Source organism: Colwellia sp. SU-HH00943 (genome assembly GCF_057546125.1).
The window spans coordinates 324,448-344,297 of record NZ_BAAJLW010000001.1; the positions used below are offsets into that span (position 1 = coordinate 324,448).

A 19,850-nucleotide genomic window follows, 5' to 3' on the forward strand; every position below is an offset into this window, starting at 1 on the left:
AAATGATAATTATTCGTATTTACATTAACATTACATTCTATTACCATGTGCCCGAATTTTAATACTAAGGAGTTACAATAAAATAATGAAAAACAAATCTACCGGTCTTAAACTAGCGCTTGGCGGCCAAGCAATAGCAGCAGCTTTAGCGATAGGCTCTTCCCCAATTGCAGCACAAGATATTCAAGAAGAATGTAATTTAAACACTGATGCTAATTGTGAAGTGAAGAAAACTTCCGAAGAAGTAGAACGCATTCAAGTTCACGGCGTCAGACATTCTATTTACAACGTAAATAAATCGGGAGATCTTCGCCGTGTTGCTGAGTTAGTTGATACTCCACAAGTAATCACTGTATTAACTCAAGACCAAATTCAAGAATCCGGCGCTACTGATCTTAAAGAAATTCTTTCCTCTCAAGCCGGTGTTACTTTAGGTACAGGTGAAAATGGTAATGCCTTTGGTGATAGATATATCATTCGTGGTCAAGAAGCACGTAGTGATGTTTTTGTCGATGGTTTAAGAGATCCAGGCATGACAACCCGTGAAAGTTTTGCCACGGAAAGAGTAGAAATTACCAAAGGTCCAAGCTCAACGTTTGCAGGTCGTGGCTCTTCAGGTGGTGCGGTAAACAGCGTAACTAAAAAAGCATCAACCTCATATAACTTTGGGCGTGTAGATGCGGGTTTAGGTACCGATGACTATTACCGAATCACTGCAGACTTTAACGCAGCCTTAACCGAAGAATTTGCATTACGCTTAAACGCTTTAACAGCCTCTGAAGATAAACCTGGCAGAGAAGGCATAGAAAAAGATCGTAACGGCTTCCAACTGTCTGGTACTTATTTAGCTACTGATGCACTTAACTTCACAGCTGACGTATACCATTTACAAGCTGAAGATAAACCTGATCTGGGTAGCTATTTTGATTCTGAAACAAGAAAGCCATTAGAGGGCATCCCTGTTTATGCGCAAGATGAAGACTTCTTAGATTCAGACGTGACTACTTTCACCTTACATACTGAGTACGAGTTCAGCGAAAATGTGCGCATCATCAACTCGACTCGTTACGGTGAAACAGAAAACGCCTACATCACCACAGGTATGCGCGGAACAAACAGAGATATTACAGACCCATTAGCGCCAGAAGCCTATACATTAAGTTTAAGTACACACCAAGGCTGGCAAGAAGTTGAATATACTACCTCTCAAACCAATTTATTTTGGGATACCAGTTTATTCGACATGAAACACAGTCTTGTATTTGGCTTTGAGTACTCTGATGAAACTGTTGAAAACGGCGTTTTCGATATTAGCTATGGTAACGAAACAAACTGTATTACTTCTGGTAGACGTGGTGCCTCAGGTGCTTACTGTATTCTTGATGAAAATGGCAACCAAGTGGAAAACATCGGTGCATTGATGAACCGCTCTTTTGCCTTTGGTGATTCAGATGCCATACATAAAGTAGAAACCTATTCACTATACTTTATGGACTCTGTAAATTTAACGGATCAAACACAATTACACTTTGGTTTTCGTTACGATGATTTTGATTACAGTAACGATGTCGTTAGCAGAGGTACGCCATTAGCCTACGAGTACAATGATACAATGCACAATGGTCATATTGGCCTTGTACATGAAATTATTCATGACTTAAATGTTTATGTTAATTATAGCACTGCAACAAATATCAACGGTGGAGAGTCTGACTTAGGGGCTAACTGTGGATACGGCGGTCTTTGTGGCGACCCTGACCAAGCTTCTCAAGCATCCCCAGAAACGGTTGAAAACATCGAACTTGGTACCAAATGGTTAGTGGCTGATGACAGTTTATTATTAACCGCTGCACTTTTCCAAACCACTAAAAGCGATGTGATGGAAAGTGTTGGTGATAGCTACTCAACACTAGGTACTTTAAATACAGGTGAGAATGAAATTAGAGGTTTAGAACTCGGTGCGGCTGGTGATATAACTGACAAGTTAAGCATTCAATTTTCTGCGGCCTTCATGGATTCTGAAATAACAGATTCTTATGATCCAGAAAACATTGGCTTGAAATTAGCCAACTTCGCAGAAAAAAGTGCATTTCTTCAATTAAGATATGAACTTAATGAGCAATTTGTTTTTGGCGGTAATGCGAGTTACCAAAGTGAAATGTACGGTGGTCAACCAGACACTGCTGCAGGTTTTGATACAGACAATAACCGCTATAGTATAGTGGTTCCTTCATACACTGTGTTTAACTTATTTGCTAATTACAATGCAACTGAGCAACTGACTTTACGCGCTAATATTGGCAATGTATTTGATAAAGAATACTGGACAGCTGCTTATCGTTCAGGTGCATTTATGTATTTAGGTGATGGTCAAAACCTACGCTTAACCGCAACCTACGAGTTTTAATTTAAGAGGGTAAATTAGCATGGTAATTGTTGAACAACTTTTAACCAAAGATGAGGTGAAAGCCTTTCGCCAAACGTTAACTCAAGCCAATTGGCTAGATGGTAAACAAACAGCCATGGGCATGGCAGCTAACGTAAAAAACAATTACCAAGCTGATCCCAATGATAAACTTGTTTCAGGTTTGGCAAACACATTGTTAAGTAAAATGGGGCATTCTCCTAAACTAGTTTCTGCCGCATTACCCCATAAAATTTTCCCACCTTGCTTTAATCGTTATGGTAAGGGAGAAACTTATGGCTACCACGTTGATGCTGCTATAATGCGTTTACCAAACAGCCAAGACGTTATCCGTAGTGACGTTTCAATGACTGTATTTTTGTCTGAGCCAGATGAATATGAAGGTGGTGAACTTACTATCGCTACTGACTTTGGAGAGCAAAAAGTAAAACTTGAAGCAGGATATGCTGTTGTATACCCATCAAGTAGTTTACATCAAGTTACCCCAGTGTTAGCAGGTGAGAGAATTGCAGCAATATGCTGGATGCAAAGTATGGTGGCAGACTCTACCTTAAGACAAAACCTCTACCAGCTAGACTCGACAATTCAAGAGTTAATAGCAAAAGAGCAAACTAATCGAGCTGAGTTAGATAAATTGCATAATGTTTATCACAATTTGATCAGACATTTCACACAACTCTAAGCTGATTTCAGGTAAAACAAAGCCGCTTTGTGTAAATAGCAAAGCGGCTTTTATTTTCATCACGTTTTATCCCATAACTTAAGGCTTTAAACGCATTAGCTTATCGAGTTAACTTTTATACTTCACCGAACAACCATAAGGTGGAGTTAATTTATTTTTCACGTCTTTACCTGCTAATAAAGCAGTCATCGCTTCCTCTACATAGTTATCAGCTTTTGCAATATCAGAAATTCTTGCTGATTTAATACTATCAATTCCACCTGCATATTTAAGTGAACCAGCAGGGTCAATAATGTACATATGCGGCGTAGTTTTCGCGCCATATGCTTTACCTACACTTCCTTCTGGATCAAATAACACATGCGTAGGAGCGGCTTTACGTGAACTCGTTAATTCATCAGATTTAGCACCATCTATATGACCTTGCTTACCTTCTGCTGAAGAAATAATAGATAACCAAACTACATCTTGCGATGTGTATTTTCTTTGCAAGCTTGGGATATTATCGCTCTCATAATGCTTCTTAACATAAGGACAAAGATGGTTAGTCCACTCCAGCACAACATATTTACCTTTATAATCAGACAAGCTAACCATTTCCCCTTTGGAATTGGCTAAACTAAAATCTGGCGCGGCTTGCTCTACTTTTACAGCTGCCATCGCACTACCCACAACCCCCATAAACAGTGCAACGATTGAGAGGACTTGTCTTTTCATTTTCTTATTGTTAATCATGGTTAATCTCCTTCTTAGCTTTTGTTATTGCTTCTATAACTATTTCAGGCGTTAACATTTGTGGTAACACCTGTTCATAATGGTTACCCGCATAAACTACATATAGCGGCACACCAGATCGTTGATACTGTGTTAAAAACTCTAATATAGTGTCATTTTTATTGGTCCAGTCACCCACTAAGTAGTGGACATCTGATTGTTCGAAAGCAGATTTAACTTGCTCTCTACTAAAGGCAACTTGCTCATTTACTTTACACGTAATACACCAGTCTGCCGTCATATTGACCAGTACTACGTCTCCTTCATTTCGCAACTGTTTTAATTTATTTGGTGAGAATGCCTGATGCGAATTTTCTTTTTGAGGAGGGGTGCTCCCCACACTAGAGTACAAAGCAGAAATCAATAAAATAATGGCAAGTAATAAACTAACATAACTATACCCACCTGTAAGTTTACTACTTAACCACATCATTAATGCAAAGCCAACTAATGACATCAACAAGCCAAATTGCGCAAAACCACTAGTTTGCCCTAGGTATACCCAAACCAACCAAACAACAGTAGCAAGCATTGGAAAGACCAACAACTGCTTGAAGGTGTTCATCCATGCACCGGGTTTAGGCAGTAACTTTGCAAAGCGAGACGAGATAAATAAGAGTGATAACGGTAAAGCAAAGCCTATTGCCAGCGCAGTAAAAATTAAATAAGTGGTCATAGGGGGGCTTACTAAAGCTACCCCTAAAGCAGCAGCCATGAAGGGGGCCGTACAAGGTGACGCTACTACCACCGCCAATACGCCTGTAAAGAATTGGCTTGAAAAACCATTTCCTGAAATTAAAGACTGCCCCATGCCTGCCAATCGAGCGCCCGAGGGAGCAATATCCATTAAAATAAGGGCAATGAATACAAATAAGAAAGCTAAAAATGCGATAACGGCGGGCTCTTGCATATGAAAGCCCCAGCCAACCGCTTCACCACTACTTTTTAATAAAATAATCGCCGTAGCAAACAAGTTAAAACAAGCTAGAACACCTAAGCCATAACCCAACTTTTGGCTTACTGTCATATTTTCATTACCAATAGCCATAGCTTTAAATGACAGAACAGGTAATACACAAGGCATAATGTTTAAAATCAAACCACCCACGAAAGCCATGAGCATAAACATAATAAGCGAATCACTAGCCTGTTCTTGATTGTCATTTAGATGAGCAGAAAGGTAAAAGCCAGCTTTGCCATCGGTAAGTAAAAAGTCAAGTTGTTGCACATTACCGGTAAAATAATCCGACGACAAAATAACTTGAGTATTAAGACCATTCTCCGTGAAAAGCTGCTGCTCTTGGTTATGTTGAGCAACATCAGAGCGTAATGGCAATAAAGACCAATCAGCTTCATAAGGGGCTTGATAGCCAACCGTTAAGTGTTGTTCAGTAATTTCAAACTTAGCCTTTAACAACTTATCGCTAGGTAATTGCTGACGCGTTTGTGCAAACAGGTCGGCGTAACTTGATGCTTCTCTTTCACTGGCAATAGGTAACGTTACCCTTAAATCTGCCCAACCAGGTATACAATCTTCTTTACACACTAACCAAGACAGCGCAACGTTGATTTCTACTTCTGTAATATTATTGTTATTTAAAAGCTCGACGGGTACCATCAATAATACCTGCCCTTCATAGCCATAATTCACTAGATGAGCGACAGGAATTTGTTGCGGAACTGGCCATACAATATCACCAAAACTAAGTTCAGCCGATGCGTTCCACTCTACACTCGGAGCTTCACCCGAATCCCCTGGATTTTTCCAATAAGTATGCCAATGCTCTTCAGGCGAAAGCAGGACGCCAATCCAGTTAGTTTGTTCGGCACTAAGTTGCTGATACTCGGTTATCAGCGCAACTTCAATATGCTCACCTTTAGCCTTACTTGCCACATTAGTGACTTCTGCATAGCTAATAGAGGCATATACCAAAAGACTTAACAACCAAAAAGCTTGAATAATTAACGAAAAAAACTTTTGCTTACTCATAAGGTTACCTAAATTCTCACCTATTACTTTTGCACTTCTATGCTTTATTATTAAAACTATGCTGAATTTTTTGCTTTATTTAATTCATCCACTAAGATTTTTTCTTGATCTGCTCTAGGCTTAGCAAAACGTGCTAACCAAACATATAACACCGGTGTTAAGAATAAAGTGAAAACGATAGCTATGCCTAAACCGCCAAATACAACCCAACCGATAGCATTTCTCGCCTCAGCGCCAGCACCGGAAGAAAGAATAAGAGGTAAGCCACCTAATACCGTTGATAATAAGGTCATCATTATAGGTCTCAAACGCACTTTCCCTGCTTCAATAATGGCTTGGTGAATTCCAACTCCCCTGTCTCTTAGCTGATCAGCAAATTCAACTAACAAAATAGAGTTTTTCGCTAATAAGCCGATCAACATCACTAAACCAATTTGCGAGTAAATATTTATGGTGGTATCAGTGAGCCATACAGCAAAAATTGCTGCGGCAATACCAAATGGCACGGTTAACATGACAACCAAAGCGCTTGTAACACTCTCAAACTGTGCAGCTAACACAAGTAGCACAATTAAGAACGCCACCAAATATGTCATACTCACTTGTTGATCCGTTTCTTGATAGGTTTTAGCCTCGCCAAGAAAAATCAACTCAAAGCCATTAGGTAAATGTTCTCTGGCTAGTTCGCGCAATACTTGTACGGCTTCATCAATCGGCATTGTCTCTGGCATTTCTGCATCGACTTCTATAGCTCTACGTTGGGCATGACGCTCTAATTCAGCGGCAACACCTTCTTCAGAAATGTACGCTATTGACGATAAGGACACTAACTCTCCATTTTGTGCAGCAACGTATAAATTGGTTAAATCTGATGGCGTAGCAGAATCTTTATAAGAAGACTGCAAAATTATCGGAATAGCCTTATCTCCTACATTTAAATCAGTAATGTCGTCACCACCGATAGCCGCTCGTAATGTTTGATTTATATCGCTAAACGGTACACCAAGCTCTTCAGCTAAATTACGGTCGATATGAACCCGCATTTGTGGCTGAGTTGGTTGGTAAGAAATATCTAATTGACCAAATTCTGGATAATCTGATTCTACAACTTTACTAAAAGACTGAGTTACTTGATAAATTTCATCATAATCATTACCAGTAATGGCAAACTCAATACCACCACCATTACCTCTAAGGTTAAGGCTATTTGCACCAGAAGCACGTGCTGGTGCGCCTGGAATACCCGCAAGTTTAGGACGTATTTCAGAAATAATTTTCTGTTGGGAATTTTCTCGTTCAGCCCAATCTTTTAAATGAACTCTCATCAGCACAACATTGGGATCCCACTGCCCTACAACCGTATTGATAGATTCAATATCCCCAAGTTCAGCATAAGGTAAGACAATATCTTCCATCGCTTCAGCCTGACGATCCATATATGAAATACCCACACCGTCAGGCCCTCGAGCAACAATACGAATACTACCTCTATCTTCTGATGGCAGCAGCTCTTTATCTATACTGTTATAAAGCATAGTAGCGCCACCTGCGACGAAAAGACTTAAGAGCAATATAAGCCAACCAAATTTAATACAAAATTCTAGGGACTTTTCATAAGCTAAAACAATACCATTTCCAAAGTTTTTAGAACGCGAACTTTCTTTAATATTGGTTTTATTTTTAATTTTTGCTTTCAACGCAGGCACTAAGGTCAATGCAACTAGTGAAGAAATAATAACAGCGCCCGCTAATACGCCACCAAATTCTCGAAACAATTTTCCAGCGGTTGAAGGCAAGAAAGCAATTGGCAGAAAAACCGCAACTAACACTGCGGTAGTAGCTACTACCGCAAAGAAAACTTCGCGTGATCCAACAACTGCTGCCGCCCGAGATTTCACGCCTAGCGATTTATGTCTTTGGATATTTTCCGAAACAACAATCGCATCATCAACAATTAAGCCTGTAGCCAATACTAAAGCAAGCAAGGTAAGAATATTAATTGAAAAGCCTAGTGCCCAAATTATTACTAACACGCCAACTAACGATACAGGAATAGACAAGGCAGGTACTAACGTTGCTCGCCAACTACCAAGGAACAACCATAACGTGAATACGACTAACGCAATGGTATAACCGAGTGATTTAATCACTTCTTCAACAGAGCTACGGATAAACTGAGCATCGTCAGTAGTCACAAAAATTTCTAGATCGGGATAACGTAATTTGATCTCTTCAACTGTGGCTAAAGCCTGATCGGAAATTTCTATCGTATTAGAGCTGGCTTGTCGAATAACACCTAAGCCAATCACTGGCTTACCGTTTAAACGCACAAAACTATGCGCATCTGCAGGCCCAAAATAAACCGTAGCGACATCACCTACACGGGTATTGCCATCGATAATTATTTTCTCAACCTCTGCTGTCGTAACTGAAGTAGCATCAGCTCGTACTATCACTTGGTGATCGGTAGAGCGTAAACTACCTGCAGCAACATCAAAGGGGGCAGATCTAAGTGCACTAGCAACGTGAGAAAATGACAGGCTATAGCTAGCTAAACGAATAGGGTCAACAACCACGCGTAATACTCGCTTTCTTTCACCATTGAGTCTTACATCAGCAACTCCTGATATTGAAAGGAACAAGGGAGAAATATCTCGTTCAACAATTTCAGCAATGGTTTCGATATCATACTTCTCACTGCCTATAGCTAAATTAATGACAGAGCGAGCATCATTATCTGCTTTTATAATTGATAGCCTTTCTACTTCGTCAGGTAAACGGCGTTGGATACGGCTCACTGACTCTCGCACTTCATTAGCAGCATCTTCAATGTTAACACCAGGGCGAAATTCTACTCGCACCCGTGCTGAGTTTTCTTCACTTTGTGCTCTAATTGACTTAACACCACTTACCCTAGCCACTGCGCCTTCAATTCTTCGGGTAACTTCATTATCAACCGTTTCAGGTGCACCGCCTGGATAGTTAGCAACAACACTAACTATAGGTCTATCAACATCGGGGAGCTCTCTAACTTCTATCCCTAAAATGGCCGATAGACCAGCAATAATAATAAGAATGTTTAAAACAACAATCGTGACGGGTCTGCGAACCGAAAGTGAGGGTAAATCGTCTTTATTTTGAAATAGATTCAGCATAATAATACCTTAATTAACCTGTTTATTTGCTAACACACTTTCGACAACAACTTCAGCGCCTTCTCTTAAGCGTTGAATACCTTCAACAACTAATACGTCACCTTTGGATAAATCGCCTTCAACAAGTATCCTACCCCGTAAACGTTGTTTTATTGTGACTGTTTTCTTGTACGCTTTACCGTCTTTTACAAGCCAAATGTATGAGCCAGTAGCGCCCCAAGCCAATGCTGCTTCAGGAACAACAGGATAAGCAGCGCCTTTTGCACTCAAGGTCACCTTAAAACTTAAACCAGGGCGAAATAAATCGTTACTATTGTCAAGTAATGCCCTAACTTTTAAAGTTCGTTTCGCTAGATCAATTCGACTATCCAATTGATCTAAGGATGCACTAAAAACACTATCTCTATTGTTCCATGGTTGTACAGTTACACTGGTATCAGACCCAACTAAATTATATGAAGATTCAGGGACGGAAAAATTAATAAATAATTGCTCTCTATCATCAATCGTTGTGATCATGGTTACTTGATTAATGCGATCACCAACTTCTACGCCTGCTAAGCCAAGATGACCATTAAAAGGTGCGACAACACTTCTATCTTCAAGATCCGCTTCTGCTTCAGAGACCCTAACAAGCGCTAAATCAAGCAGTGCTTGTGCTTCATCTACTTCTGATTCCGTAACAGCACCATTTGCTTTACTTTTAACAAGGCGGTCTACATTACGTTGTTTATCGGCTAGTTCAATTTGGGCTCTTTTTAATGAAGCGATTTGTCTACGCGCATCAAGCTCTACTATTACCGTTCCCTTTTCAACAAAATCTCCCGGCTCAAAAGCAATCTTTGTAACGCGATCTGCAGCCGCAGGATAAAGCAAAACCGACTTATGCGCTTCTGCGGTACCAACAGTTTCAATCGTGACTTTAATTGGCTCAAAAGACAGCGCTTGGGTGATAACATTGGCAGGCGGCCTTTTACGTTCATTAGCATGAATAGATGTAGATAGCAGCACTATTACTGCGGTAAAAATGATAAAAACTCTCATAATTCCCTTAAAATTTTTTGAAGATATTCAAGCGCAAAAGACAAGCTACTAAATAGCTTAACTTTAATGAAAAATATGCTGCATTTAATCAGCCTTTGTTACATTTTAATACACTTAAAACGATAAACTGCATAAAAAGCAAGCCAAGTTGTACAAAAGATCTAAAACATCTAAAAACTAGTGTAAATAACAAAAGGCGACCATTAGGTTTCAATCTGTACAAGCATTTAAACTAACCCTAATTATCATAGTGTATGTTTTAACAAGGCGATAGATAAGGCATTGATAATGATGTCCTAAGTTATTTTCTTCAAACTATCGATGAGTAGCTGAACAATTACTGATATATAGGTAAAACAATTTGCTATAAAAAACAGTAAAAATTAACTAGTATGCTTTGAGTATCTAATACTTAGCATGTTATTTATGGCAAATCATAAAAGCTAAAACAAGCTGCTCTACATGAAAAAATACTTAAAAAACTAGATACGCATTAATTGAAGGAGCTTTTACTAATGTCATTAATCAACAAACTAAAAAAACTATTTAGTAAACAAGATACTGCTTTTAAAAACTCACCAGAGTTAATCGCCTCAATTCAACAATTATTATCTGATCTAGAAGCTAAAAACCTTAAAATTGTTGGCAGTGCCTATTCTAGCTCTCATAATAATCAAAGCCTTGTATCCAGAGCTATTCGCTATGCCGATACCCATTTAGAGGTACTCATTGATACTTGCCATGATGACGAATTAATTAATAAGCTAATAAACAACCTTAATGAAGCCAAACCCTTATTTTCAGAACATAATTATGATCCGGATGGTGCAGGAATAGGAACTTTAGTGGACGTAGTCAATGCTCTGCAACAAAAGATTTCTGAAGACGAAAAAAACTAAAAACACAAGAAAGGCTTTAAATGACTTGCGCTATATTTCGCTTACGGTAGGTACTTACTGGGGTCAGATATTTAGATAAATTGCCTATTGTTTATCATAATTTGATAAGACACATTACTAATACCTAGCTAGAACGTATATCCATTCTTAAAAACCTTTGTAATGAAAGCTTTTTTATTTTTTAATAGAGAAAACTAGGTAATAAGGAATGACATTGAGAGCTTCTTTTATAATATTTCTTGGCTTTTTAATCTGTTCATGTACAACGAAAATAGATAAGTCCTCATGGATTTTAATAGATGACTTTGAATCCGGTGTGCTCAATAACTGGCAGTTAGCCGATACTCAAAATAATACGTCGCCTTTTGTTCCTAACCCTCAAGTTACAGAAATACGCCAACAAGGTTTAAATAGTTATTTACTAAAAAAACCAGCTGTAGATGGTGTTGTTGGCAATAGGAAAGCCCTAACCTATATAGCTTTACCTTCGCCCGTTCCTGTAGGACAAACTTATACTTTTTATACTCGAATTTTTGTTGAAAGCTTTCCTAATAACCATGCCTTCGGTATTAGTAACTTAAATGGAGAAGACATCAAAAAAGAAGCTTATAACGCTTTTGAACCAACGCTAAGAGTCACCGATAAATACGAATCAAATGGTTTTAAGAATGATGGCACTTTAATGGTAAAAATTGATAGCAATGATAAATACCGTCAATACAGTAATATTCAAAATTATTCGGAAAATAAATCAGCCTTACCTTTAAAGCCAAAAACTTGGTATCAAATTTGGTATGTTGTTAATAATGCTAAACGGGAAGATGGCGGGCAAACCTATGATGTATATGTTAAAGGCGGAGAGTTTGATAAACAACGTTTAGTATTCAAAGGTGCTGATTTTAGAATGAAACGGGAAAAGCCACTAATTTACTTTTTTGCAACCACCAACACGGGTTCAGTTAAGAAACCTTATGGCAACGGTGGCTTAGCATATGATGATCTGTATATGTCTAAGGAAATAAACTTAACCTCCCCACTATTATAGAATTCACCTGACTAATTCAGGGAAAGAATCTAAATTTGGCAACTTAGGAAAAGTAACTGTGGAGCTTATAAGGGTCAGAGTAAACTTAATCACGTTTCAGCCTTCCCCCTTTATTCGTTACCAACCTAATACCTTTAATTAGCCCGCCATCAATATGCGCTTTAAAGATTGACTGGTAATTATTCATCCTTTCTTGAGCTTTATTTACTTTATTTACTTAATTTACTTAATTTAAATCATAGATATCATTGTTTGATAGTATGTTTTTTTTGAGTTCTTCTGCTATAACTTGAGCACTCTCAATTTGCTTTTGACTCATCCTAGAAATTAAATTTGTACTTATTTCATTTGAACGATTATAAAAAAAATTATTTCTTGTAAATTCCATTAGAGCAGTACTGTATGCTAAGGCTGCAATAGAATGCTTATCTTTAACTGCATGATTTGTGTTTTCAATATTAAATAGGACTAATTGGTAAATTGCAGGAAGACTACCTGAGTTTGCAGCTTTTTCAACGTACTCTATATGCGCTTCAAAATATTCACGTTGTTTTTCATCTTGTTCTTTTTTTAATAAATCTGGATACTTTTTAGAAACAAGAGAATGAAAGTCAACTGAAACACTGGCGGAAGGAATATTACCTAGGTGTGCTGATTTAGATAAATAATCATAAAATTTAATTCTCTCGCTAGCAGGTATCCCTTCGCAATTATAAAAAGCTCTATTGCTAGTCAGATATTCTGCGGATATTATTTCTTCTGATCTATCACTGACTCCCTCCATAGCAACTCTAAATTCTTCATTATTCTGAATAAGCTCTTCTTCAGAATAGGGTACAGTTAAACACTTTTGTAAATTTACTCCCAAAATATAACCTGCATCTAAATCGCCATTTTGAAACCGCTGAATTAATTCATCAAAGTGATCTGTAAAATTCCCTTCTAATTGTGTATTAGGGAACTCTTTATAAGTAATACCTATATTCGTATCAGTTGTATTAGAAGCAATTGCTTTTGAACGTGACTGGTTTTGAATTTGTGTTATTGAGGAGGTTTTTTTATCTTCTGAAATTATAACTTGCGTTAAAGAACGATCATTTTCGAACTCAAAGAGGTATAAATATAAAATGAAAGATACTATGAAAAGTAAAAAAATAAATAGTGTTTTTTTTGTAAAAAAAATCATTATAATTTAAAAAATCCTTGTTAAGTATTACAGCTTATTTTTTTACTAACTAAAATAAATTTATAAATCACTAATTATTAAGGTGTTAAATGACAAAACGAAACTAACTAGGGTCAGAGTAAACTTAATTACGTTTCGGCCCTCCTATCATAGCAGGGCGCATTCTTCTTCCAGTTAAAGCTTCTAATTGAAACTTAAATGTTTCTCTACCAATTCCCCCTTTATTCGTCACCAACCTAATATCTTTAATTAGCCCGCCATCAATATGCGCTTTAAAGATTGACTGGTAATTATTCATCCTTTCTTGAGCTTTATTTACCTAAAGATAAATAAAGCCCATGCTCCTCACATAACTCAGAGCTTTTCCCTAACATCTTAATTAAGCTTAATGAGTGATGAATCAAACCTTGTTGCTTATAAGTTTTCTTCTGCAAAAGAAGCCAACTTACTGCGCACCACACCATTTAGGTTAACGGTTGCACTACCGGGGAAGTCCTTAAAACGTTCAACTATATAGGTTAAACCGGAAGTGACAGCGGTTAAATAATTACTGTCTATTTGCGCTAAGTTACCTGAGCACACCAGTTTAGTTCCTTCACCACAGCGGGTGATAATGGTTTTAAGTTGAGCAGCAGTGAGGTTTTGACATTCATCTAACAGCACCAATGAATTTTGAATACTACGACCACGCATAAAGTTAACCGATTTAAACTGTATGTTAGCTTTATCCATAATGTAATCTAAACTACCAGACATATTCTCATCTTGCTGATGAAGTACTTCTAGAGAGTCAGTTATGGCAGCTAACCAAGGTGCCATTTTCTCTTCTTCTGTGCCAGGTAAAAAGCCGATAGATTCAGCGATTTCAGGTGTTGAGCGGGTGACAATAATTTTGTCGTACAAGCCTCGTTCTATCACTTGCTCTAGGGCTGTTGCCAGTGCCAGTAATGTTTTACCACAGCCTGCTGGCCCCGTTAAAATAACTAAGTCAATATTCGGATCTAATAACGCATCCATCGCCATACCTTGGTAGATATTTTTAGGATGAATACCCCATGCGCTTTTACCCATCAAGCGCTCACGACCTAAGTCTAAAATGGACACTTGCTCATCATTCCAACCTGTTACTTTACCGGCAAAGTTCTCATTTTCATCAATCAGGTATTCATTCATGTAACTTAGTGGCACTAAGTTTTTATCAATAAAGTGTGTGGTATATCGGCCGTCAGACTCACTATCACAGGCTTTAATTTGTTGCCAAAAATCACCTTCAAATTGATGATAACCTTTGGTTAAAAATTGAATATCATCAATGAGCTGATCGGTACGGTAATCTTCAACATGCGCTAGACCTGCCCCTTTCGCTTTTAAGCGCATATTGATGTCTTTGGTGACTAAAACAACTTTCGTGTCAGGGTTTATTTCTTGAATATGTAAAGCAGCATTAATAATACGATTATCATTTTCGTTAAACGATAAGGTTTTAGCGGTTTGTTTTAAGGCGTAATCATTAATAATAGATAAACAACCACTAGGGTGTTTATCGTCATTTTCAGGTAATTTAACCCCGGCAAGTACTTCCTCTGGGGTTGCATCCGTTAAGGTATCTTCAAGGGCTCTTATAGCCACTCTCGCATCTCGACTAACATCTTTTCGTCTATCTTTGATGGAATCTAATTCTTCGAGGACAGTCATGGGAACGACTACGTCATGTTCTTGAAAGGATAAAAAGGCGAAGGGTTCGTGCAGTAGAATATTGGTATCGAGGATATAAATAGTTCTTTCTTCAGTCATATAAGCATCTCCAGCATTAATGATAAGAAAACAGCAGATAAATTTACAAACAACTACACCTAAACAATGGCAGTTTATTTAGTGCATGACAAGAGAAATATCAGCTTTTTTAGTAAAGCTAGCTATGATTATGTATAACGAACAGGTACTATAGCGCCGTTTTTTTCACAGCAAGATTTGTGAAGTTTTTTACCTAATATTTTTGAGTACTTTTGGAGCTTCTTTTATGCCATTTCAGGTAGGCCAACGTTGGATCAGTGATAGTGAATCAGATCAAGGATTAGGAACGGTTACAGGGATTGAGCACCGATTTGTTAATATTATTTTCACCGCTACAGGCGAGTCACGACAATACGCGCAAGCGAATGCACCATTAACGCGAGTAATCTTTAATAACGGTGATCTCATTCCTAGCCATGAAGGTTGGTTATTAAAGGTAACCTCAAGCAGTGAAGAAAATGGCCTAATAACCTACCAAGGTGTCAGACAAGATACTCAAGAGCAAACCACGTTAAAAGAAGTGATGATAGATCACTTTATAAAATTTAATAAGCCGCATGATCGCTTATTGAATAGCCAAGTAGATAGATTAGATTGGTATCGATTACGCAAAGACTGCATTCAACATCAGTATCAGCAACAACAATCTGACTTAATGGGCTTAACAGGTGCACGCGTTAGCCTGATCCCGCATCAACTTTACATTGCTGATGAAGTTGGTAATCGTTTTGCACCACGGGTATTACTTGCTGATGAAGTCGGTTTAGGTAAAACCATTGAAGCGGGGTTAATTCTCCATCAACAATTAGTCAGTGGCAGAGCAAAACGTATTTTAATTATTGTGCCTGAATCATTAATGCATCAATGGTTAGTAGAAATGCTGCGCCGCTTTAATCTTAAATTCAGTATTTTTGATGAAGATCGTTGTGTTGAAAGCTCAAATGCAGAAAGCACAAACCCTTTTAGTAGTGAACAATTAGTGTTAGTCAACTTAGGTTTCATTACTAAAAACCCACAATGGTACGATGCACTCATTGATGAAGATTGGGATTTAATGGTGGTTGATGAAGCCCATCATTTAGATTGGCAACAAGATAAACCTAGCCTTGAATACCAATGCATTGAACAGTTAGCACAAGTAATTCCAGGGGTATTATTACTGACAGCTACGCCTGATCAGTTAGGACATGAAAGTCACTTTGCTCGCCTGCGTTTACTCGACCCAGACAGATTTTTTGATTACGAAAAATTTACCGAAGAAGAAACTCACTACAGTGAAGTTGCTGATGCCGCCAATGCCTTAGTGGAAGGTGAAAAACTAACAAGCGAGCAAGAAGCCACACTGAGCGAGCTGTTAAAAGAAAGCGATATTAGAACACAGCTACAAGCGCTTAATAGCACTGAAGACAGCACTAAAAATACTGTTCGCCAACAGTTATTAACGCAATTACTCGACAGACATGGTACGGGCCGTATTTTATTTAGAAACTCTCGTAACACCATCAAAGGCTTCCCAGCGCGTGAAATTCATCCTCAGCCTTTAACTATGCCAGAAGAATACCAAGCAAGCTTAAATGAATTTATGCTCAGCGGTTGCCCTGAATCATTGGCAAAATCTAAACAGGCTAGCACTATCTTTACCCCTGAAATCCTGTACTCATTTGATGTACAGCCGCAAACTTGGACTGATTTTGATCCGCGTGTTGATTACTTAATCAACTTATTAGCCTCACTCAAAAAAGAAAAGGTGCTATTGATTTGTGCCCACGCACAAACCGCGATAGATCTCGAAGCAGCACTTCGTATTAAAGAGGGTATTCGCTCGGCAGTATTTCATGAAGGTTTATCTATTTTTGAACGCGATAGAGCAGCGGCATACTTTGCCCAAGATGAAGATAGCGCACAATTATTATTATGCTCAGAAATCGGCAGCGAAGGACGTAACTTCCAATTTGCTCACCACTTAGTACTGTTTGATTTACCACAAAACCCAGATTTACTTGAACAGCGAATTGGCCGACTTGATAGGATTGGACAAACTCAAGTCATTCGTTTGCATGTGCCTTACTTTCAAGATTCTGCACAGCATTTGTTGTTTGACTGGTATCATCAAGGACTACAAGCTTTTGAGCATACCTGTATTACTGGGCGTGTTGTTTATGAAGCGTTTGGCAACACATTGTTATCATTAGCCTTGAGTAACCAACAGCAATCAAGTGAAGCAGAGCAACTTATTTCTCAGAGCTGGCAAAAACATTTGTCGATAAAAGCTGATTTAGAAAGCGGTCGAGATAAACTACTCGAGCTTAATTCTTCTGGGCAAGGCAGAGCACATGAATTGGTGGAAAAAATCGCCTTAAATGACAAAAAAGTAGATTTGCCACAATTTATGTTTCAAGCTTTAGATGTATTTGGTGTTCAACAAGATGATAAAGCCGACAATGCTATTGCCCTTAATCAAAGTGAACATATGCTTAACAGTAATTTCCCGTGTTTACCAGAAGATGGCACTACCATCACCTTTGATCGTGATACCGCGTTAATTAATGAGAATTACCAATTAATGACATGGGATCATCCAATGGTGCGTGGCGTTATGGATCTTGTGCTCAGTGATGAAATTGGTAATGCCTGCATCGGTTTATTAAAAAATGAAGCGCTTCCAGTTGGTACTTTCTTTCTAGAATGCTTATTTACGGTTGAAGCAACAGCCCCAGCCCACTTGCAATTAGGTCGTTACTTACCCACCACACCTATTCGTATATTGGTTGATAAAAGCGGAAATAACCTCGCCGATAAAGTCAGTGAAGACCTGCTTGATAAGCAATTAACGCCGGTGAAAAAGCAAATGGCGTTACAACTGACCAAGGCATTAAAAGCGCAAATTGGGCCACTAGTTTCAAAAGCTGAACAACATGGCCAACAAAAAATAGCGGCTATTCAAGAGAAAGCCCTAACCAATATGACCAGCAAGCTTGAACAAGAGCAACAAAGGCTAACGGCGTTAAAAGCCATCAACCCAAGTGTTCGCCAAGCTGAAATAGACTTTATCAACCACCAGCAAGCTGAGTTAAGTCATTATATTGATAAAGCACAGTTAACCTTTGAAGCTATTCGTATGATAGTAGTAACCCATTAATCGCTGTAACGAGAGTCCAATGAGTGCAAACCCTGATTTCATCTATCAGCCACCGATGAGCCCTTATCTTGATATTATTTATCAAGATGAGGACTTAGTGGTACTAAACAAACCCAGTGATTTACTCAGTGTGCCTGGTAGATTACCTGAGCATCAAGACTGCTTACAGAACAGAGTACAGCGTGTGTTACCTACCGCGACGGTTGTTCACCGCTTAGATATGGCAACGTCAGGCATCATCATCATGGCGCTAAATAAAGCCGCACACGTAGCCATTAGTCGCCAGTTTGAACAACGTAAAACGCAAAAAAGTTATATTGCCCGCGTCTTCGGTAAAATTAATGACATAGAAGGCTCAGTTGATTTACCTTTGATTTGTGATTGGCCTAATCGACCGAAACAAAAAGTCGATCATGAAAATGGTAAGAAATCACTTACTCATTACAGCGTCCTCAGCTATTCATCATTAAACGAAAACGAAGAAAGTACCTTAGTGGAATTAAAACCAGTAACAGGTCGTTCTCATCAATTACGCGTACATATGCTTGCCTTAGGGCATCCTATTTTAGGGGATAGATTATATGCGCATCCGCAAGCCCTCGCCGCTAGTTCACGCTTGCAATTACACGCAAGAAACTTAAGTTTTGCACACCCAGTTACCGGAGAATTACTCTGTTTTGTAGCGCCTTGCCCGTTTGATTAACATTATCTGGCTTATGGCCGATAAAAATATTACTCTCTAGAAATATTTTGAACTAAAGGAAATACTGTGTCGGCATTTTCTACACTCATGACAACAACTAAATTCATGATGGTGGCTTTAGTCCTTTTCTGTTTCTCAACTTTGGCCATGGCCGAGCAAAGTGCAAATAACAGTGAAGATACCAAAGCTGAAAAAGCGGAAAAAACAAAAAAAACCGCCAGCAGCGATCAACGAAAAGTGCCTTTACCGATAGAAGTAGATAAACAATATCAACAAGATATTAAGCATTACTTACCTCCCAGCAAAGTAAAACCTATATTAGTAGGTACGCAAGAATACACTACCATTATTCATGAAAATACCGCACCAAATAATAAAGGCGTAGCCATACTCATACCTGACTGGCATCAAGGTGCGGTAAACCCAAAAGCAATTAACTTTCTGAGCACTGCCTTACCAAAACAAGGCTGGACGACTATTAGTATTCACCCTGATGCTAAACCTGAAAATTTTCCCTCATCTGCGTTAAAAGTAAGCATTCAACAAGAAGAAAATAATGCAACGCTTGAGGCTTATAAAAACACATTTGCTCCCCTGCTCAATGCTCTCGTGAGTAAAGCAAAAGAATATCCTGGTATTGTAATGATGGTTGCCAAAGGGAATCATGGCGCACTATTAATTGAAGTGTTAAATTCAGATGAAAGTATTTCACCGCCCAACGCCATTGTATTGCTAAGTAGTTATGCGCTGACGGGCAACAAATTACTTGATGAACGCAATGCTGAATTTGCCAAAGCTTTAGCGAATAGTGAGCCTCCCGTTTTAGACTTATACTTAAAACGTGATAACAATATAGTCTTAAATAAAGCGCCTCAGCGAGCAGCTATCGCAAAACAAGAAATGAAAGTGTATTACCGCCAGCGACAGCTCAACAATACCGCCCTGGGTTTCTATCCAGAGCAAGCATTACTGAGTCAAATAAACGGTTGGTTAAAATCAATAGGTTGGTAAGCG

The 19,850-nt window shown here is 38.5% G+C and carries 14 protein-coding genes; 7 read left to right on the forward strand and 7 right to left on the reverse strand.

Annotation, left to right across the window (positions count from 1 at the left end):
• The first annotated feature begins 85 nt into the window (after nucleotides 1-85).
• Together AC27GZ_RS01360 and AC27GZ_RS01365 are read left to right on the forward strand one after the other, a co-directional pair.
• Nucleotides 86-2,407 (forward strand): TonB-dependent receptor, encoded by a 2,322-nt coding sequence (locus tag AC27GZ_RS01360; RefSeq protein WP_487093081.1) that lies wholly within the window; start codon nucleotides 86-88, stop codon nucleotides 2,405-2,407.
• A 19-nt stretch (nucleotides 2,408-2,426) separates the two neighbouring features.
• Complete coding sequence (locus AC27GZ_RS01365) at nucleotides 2,427-3,107, forward strand: Fe2+-dependent dioxygenase (RefSeq protein ID WP_487093082.1); 681 nt, start codon at nucleotides 2,427-2,429, stop codon at nucleotides 3,105-3,107.
• A gap of 108 nt (nucleotides 3,108-3,215) precedes the next feature.
• Here the strand turns inward: AC27GZ_RS01365 and AC27GZ_RS01370 are convergent, their stop codons facing one another.
• Genes AC27GZ_RS01370 through AC27GZ_RS01385 form a run of 4 tightly spaced genes read right to left on the reverse strand, consistent with a single transcriptional unit; the run spans nucleotide 3,216 to nucleotide 10,070 of the window.
• On the reverse strand, nucleotides 3,216-3,842 hold the full coding sequence (locus AC27GZ_RS01370; protein WP_487093083.1) for a redoxin domain-containing protein: 627 nt from the start codon (nucleotides 3,840-3,842) through the stop codon (nucleotides 3,216-3,218).
• Entirely contained in the window at nucleotides 3,835-5,871 is a 2,037-nt protein-coding gene (locus tag AC27GZ_RS01375; protein ID WP_487093084.1) for a protein-disulfide reductase DsbD family protein, read from the reverse strand. Before AC27GZ_RS01375 ends, AC27GZ_RS01370 begins: the two co-directional genes overlap by 8 nt.
• A gap of 56 nt (nucleotides 5,872-5,927) precedes the next feature.
• On the reverse strand, nucleotides 5,928-9,026 hold the full coding sequence (locus AC27GZ_RS01380; protein WP_487093085.1) for an efflux RND transporter permease subunit: 3,099 nt from the start codon (nucleotides 9,024-9,026) through the stop codon (nucleotides 5,928-5,930).
• Nucleotides 9,027-9,035: 9 nt separating this feature from the next.
• Nucleotides 9,036-10,070 (reverse strand): efflux RND transporter periplasmic adaptor subunit, encoded by a 1,035-nt coding sequence (locus tag AC27GZ_RS01385; protein ID WP_487093086.1) that lies wholly within the window; start codon nucleotides 10,068-10,070, stop codon nucleotides 9,036-9,038.
• 515 nt (nucleotides 10,071-10,585) lie between these two features.
• On the opposite strand from AC27GZ_RS01385, the gene AC27GZ_RS01390 reads away from it, so the two are divergent.
• Together AC27GZ_RS01390 and AC27GZ_RS01395 are read left to right on the forward strand one after the other, a co-directional pair.
• Entirely contained in the window at nucleotides 10,586-10,969 is a 384-nt protein-coding gene (locus tag AC27GZ_RS01390; RefSeq protein WP_487093087.1) for a hypothetical protein, read from the forward strand.
• 208 nt (nucleotides 10,970-11,177) lie between these two features.
• Nucleotides 11,178-12,014, forward strand: coding sequence for a hypothetical protein (locus tag AC27GZ_RS01395; RefSeq protein WP_487093088.1), 837 nt, complete (start codon nucleotides 11,178-11,180; stop codon nucleotides 12,012-12,014).
• A 226-nt stretch (nucleotides 12,015-12,240) separates the two neighbouring features.
• Here AC27GZ_RS01395 and AC27GZ_RS01400 read toward each other — a convergent pair whose 3' ends face one another.
• The 3 genes from AC27GZ_RS01400 to AC27GZ_RS01410 form a co-directional block, all read right to left on the reverse strand.
• The gene (locus AC27GZ_RS01400; RefSeq protein WP_487093089.1) at nucleotides 12,241-13,200 is read right to left on the reverse strand and encodes a hypothetical protein; all 960 of its coding nucleotides are present in this window, start codon (nucleotides 13,198-13,200) and stop codon (nucleotides 12,241-12,243) included.
• 124 nt (nucleotides 13,201-13,324) lie between these two features.
• Entirely contained in the window at nucleotides 13,325-13,498 is a 174-nt protein-coding gene (locus AC27GZ_RS01405) for a hypothetical protein (protein ID WP_487093090.1), read from the reverse strand.
• A 116-nt stretch (nucleotides 13,499-13,614) separates the two neighbouring features.
• Nucleotides 13,615-14,994, reverse strand: coding sequence for a PhoH family protein (locus AC27GZ_RS01410; protein WP_487093091.1), 1,380 nt, complete (start codon nucleotides 14,992-14,994; stop codon nucleotides 13,615-13,617).
• 226 nt (nucleotides 14,995-15,220) lie between these two features.
• Between AC27GZ_RS01410 and rapA the strand changes: the two genes are divergently transcribed.
• From rapA to AC27GZ_RS01425, 3 genes are all read left to right on the forward strand, one after another.
• Nucleotides 15,221-18,133: an RNA polymerase-associated protein RapA gene (gene rapA, locus AC27GZ_RS01415; RefSeq protein ID WP_487093092.1), complete on the forward strand. Its 2,913-nt coding sequence runs from the start codon at nucleotides 15,221-15,223 to the stop codon at nucleotides 18,131-18,133.
• 19 nt (nucleotides 18,134-18,152) lie between these two features.
• A complete protein-coding gene (gene rluA, locus AC27GZ_RS01420) occupies nucleotides 18,153-18,836 on the forward strand; it encodes a bifunctional tRNA pseudouridine(32) synthase/23S rRNA pseudouridine(746) synthase RluA (protein WP_487093093.1) in 684 nt (227 codons plus the stop codon).
• A 66-nt stretch (nucleotides 18,837-18,902) separates the two neighbouring features.
• Nucleotides 18,903-19,847: a DUF3530 family protein gene (locus AC27GZ_RS01425; protein ID WP_487093094.1), complete on the forward strand. Its 945-nt coding sequence runs from the start codon at nucleotides 18,903-18,905 to the stop codon at nucleotides 19,845-19,847.
• Nucleotides 19,848-19,850: the final 3 nt, after the last annotated feature.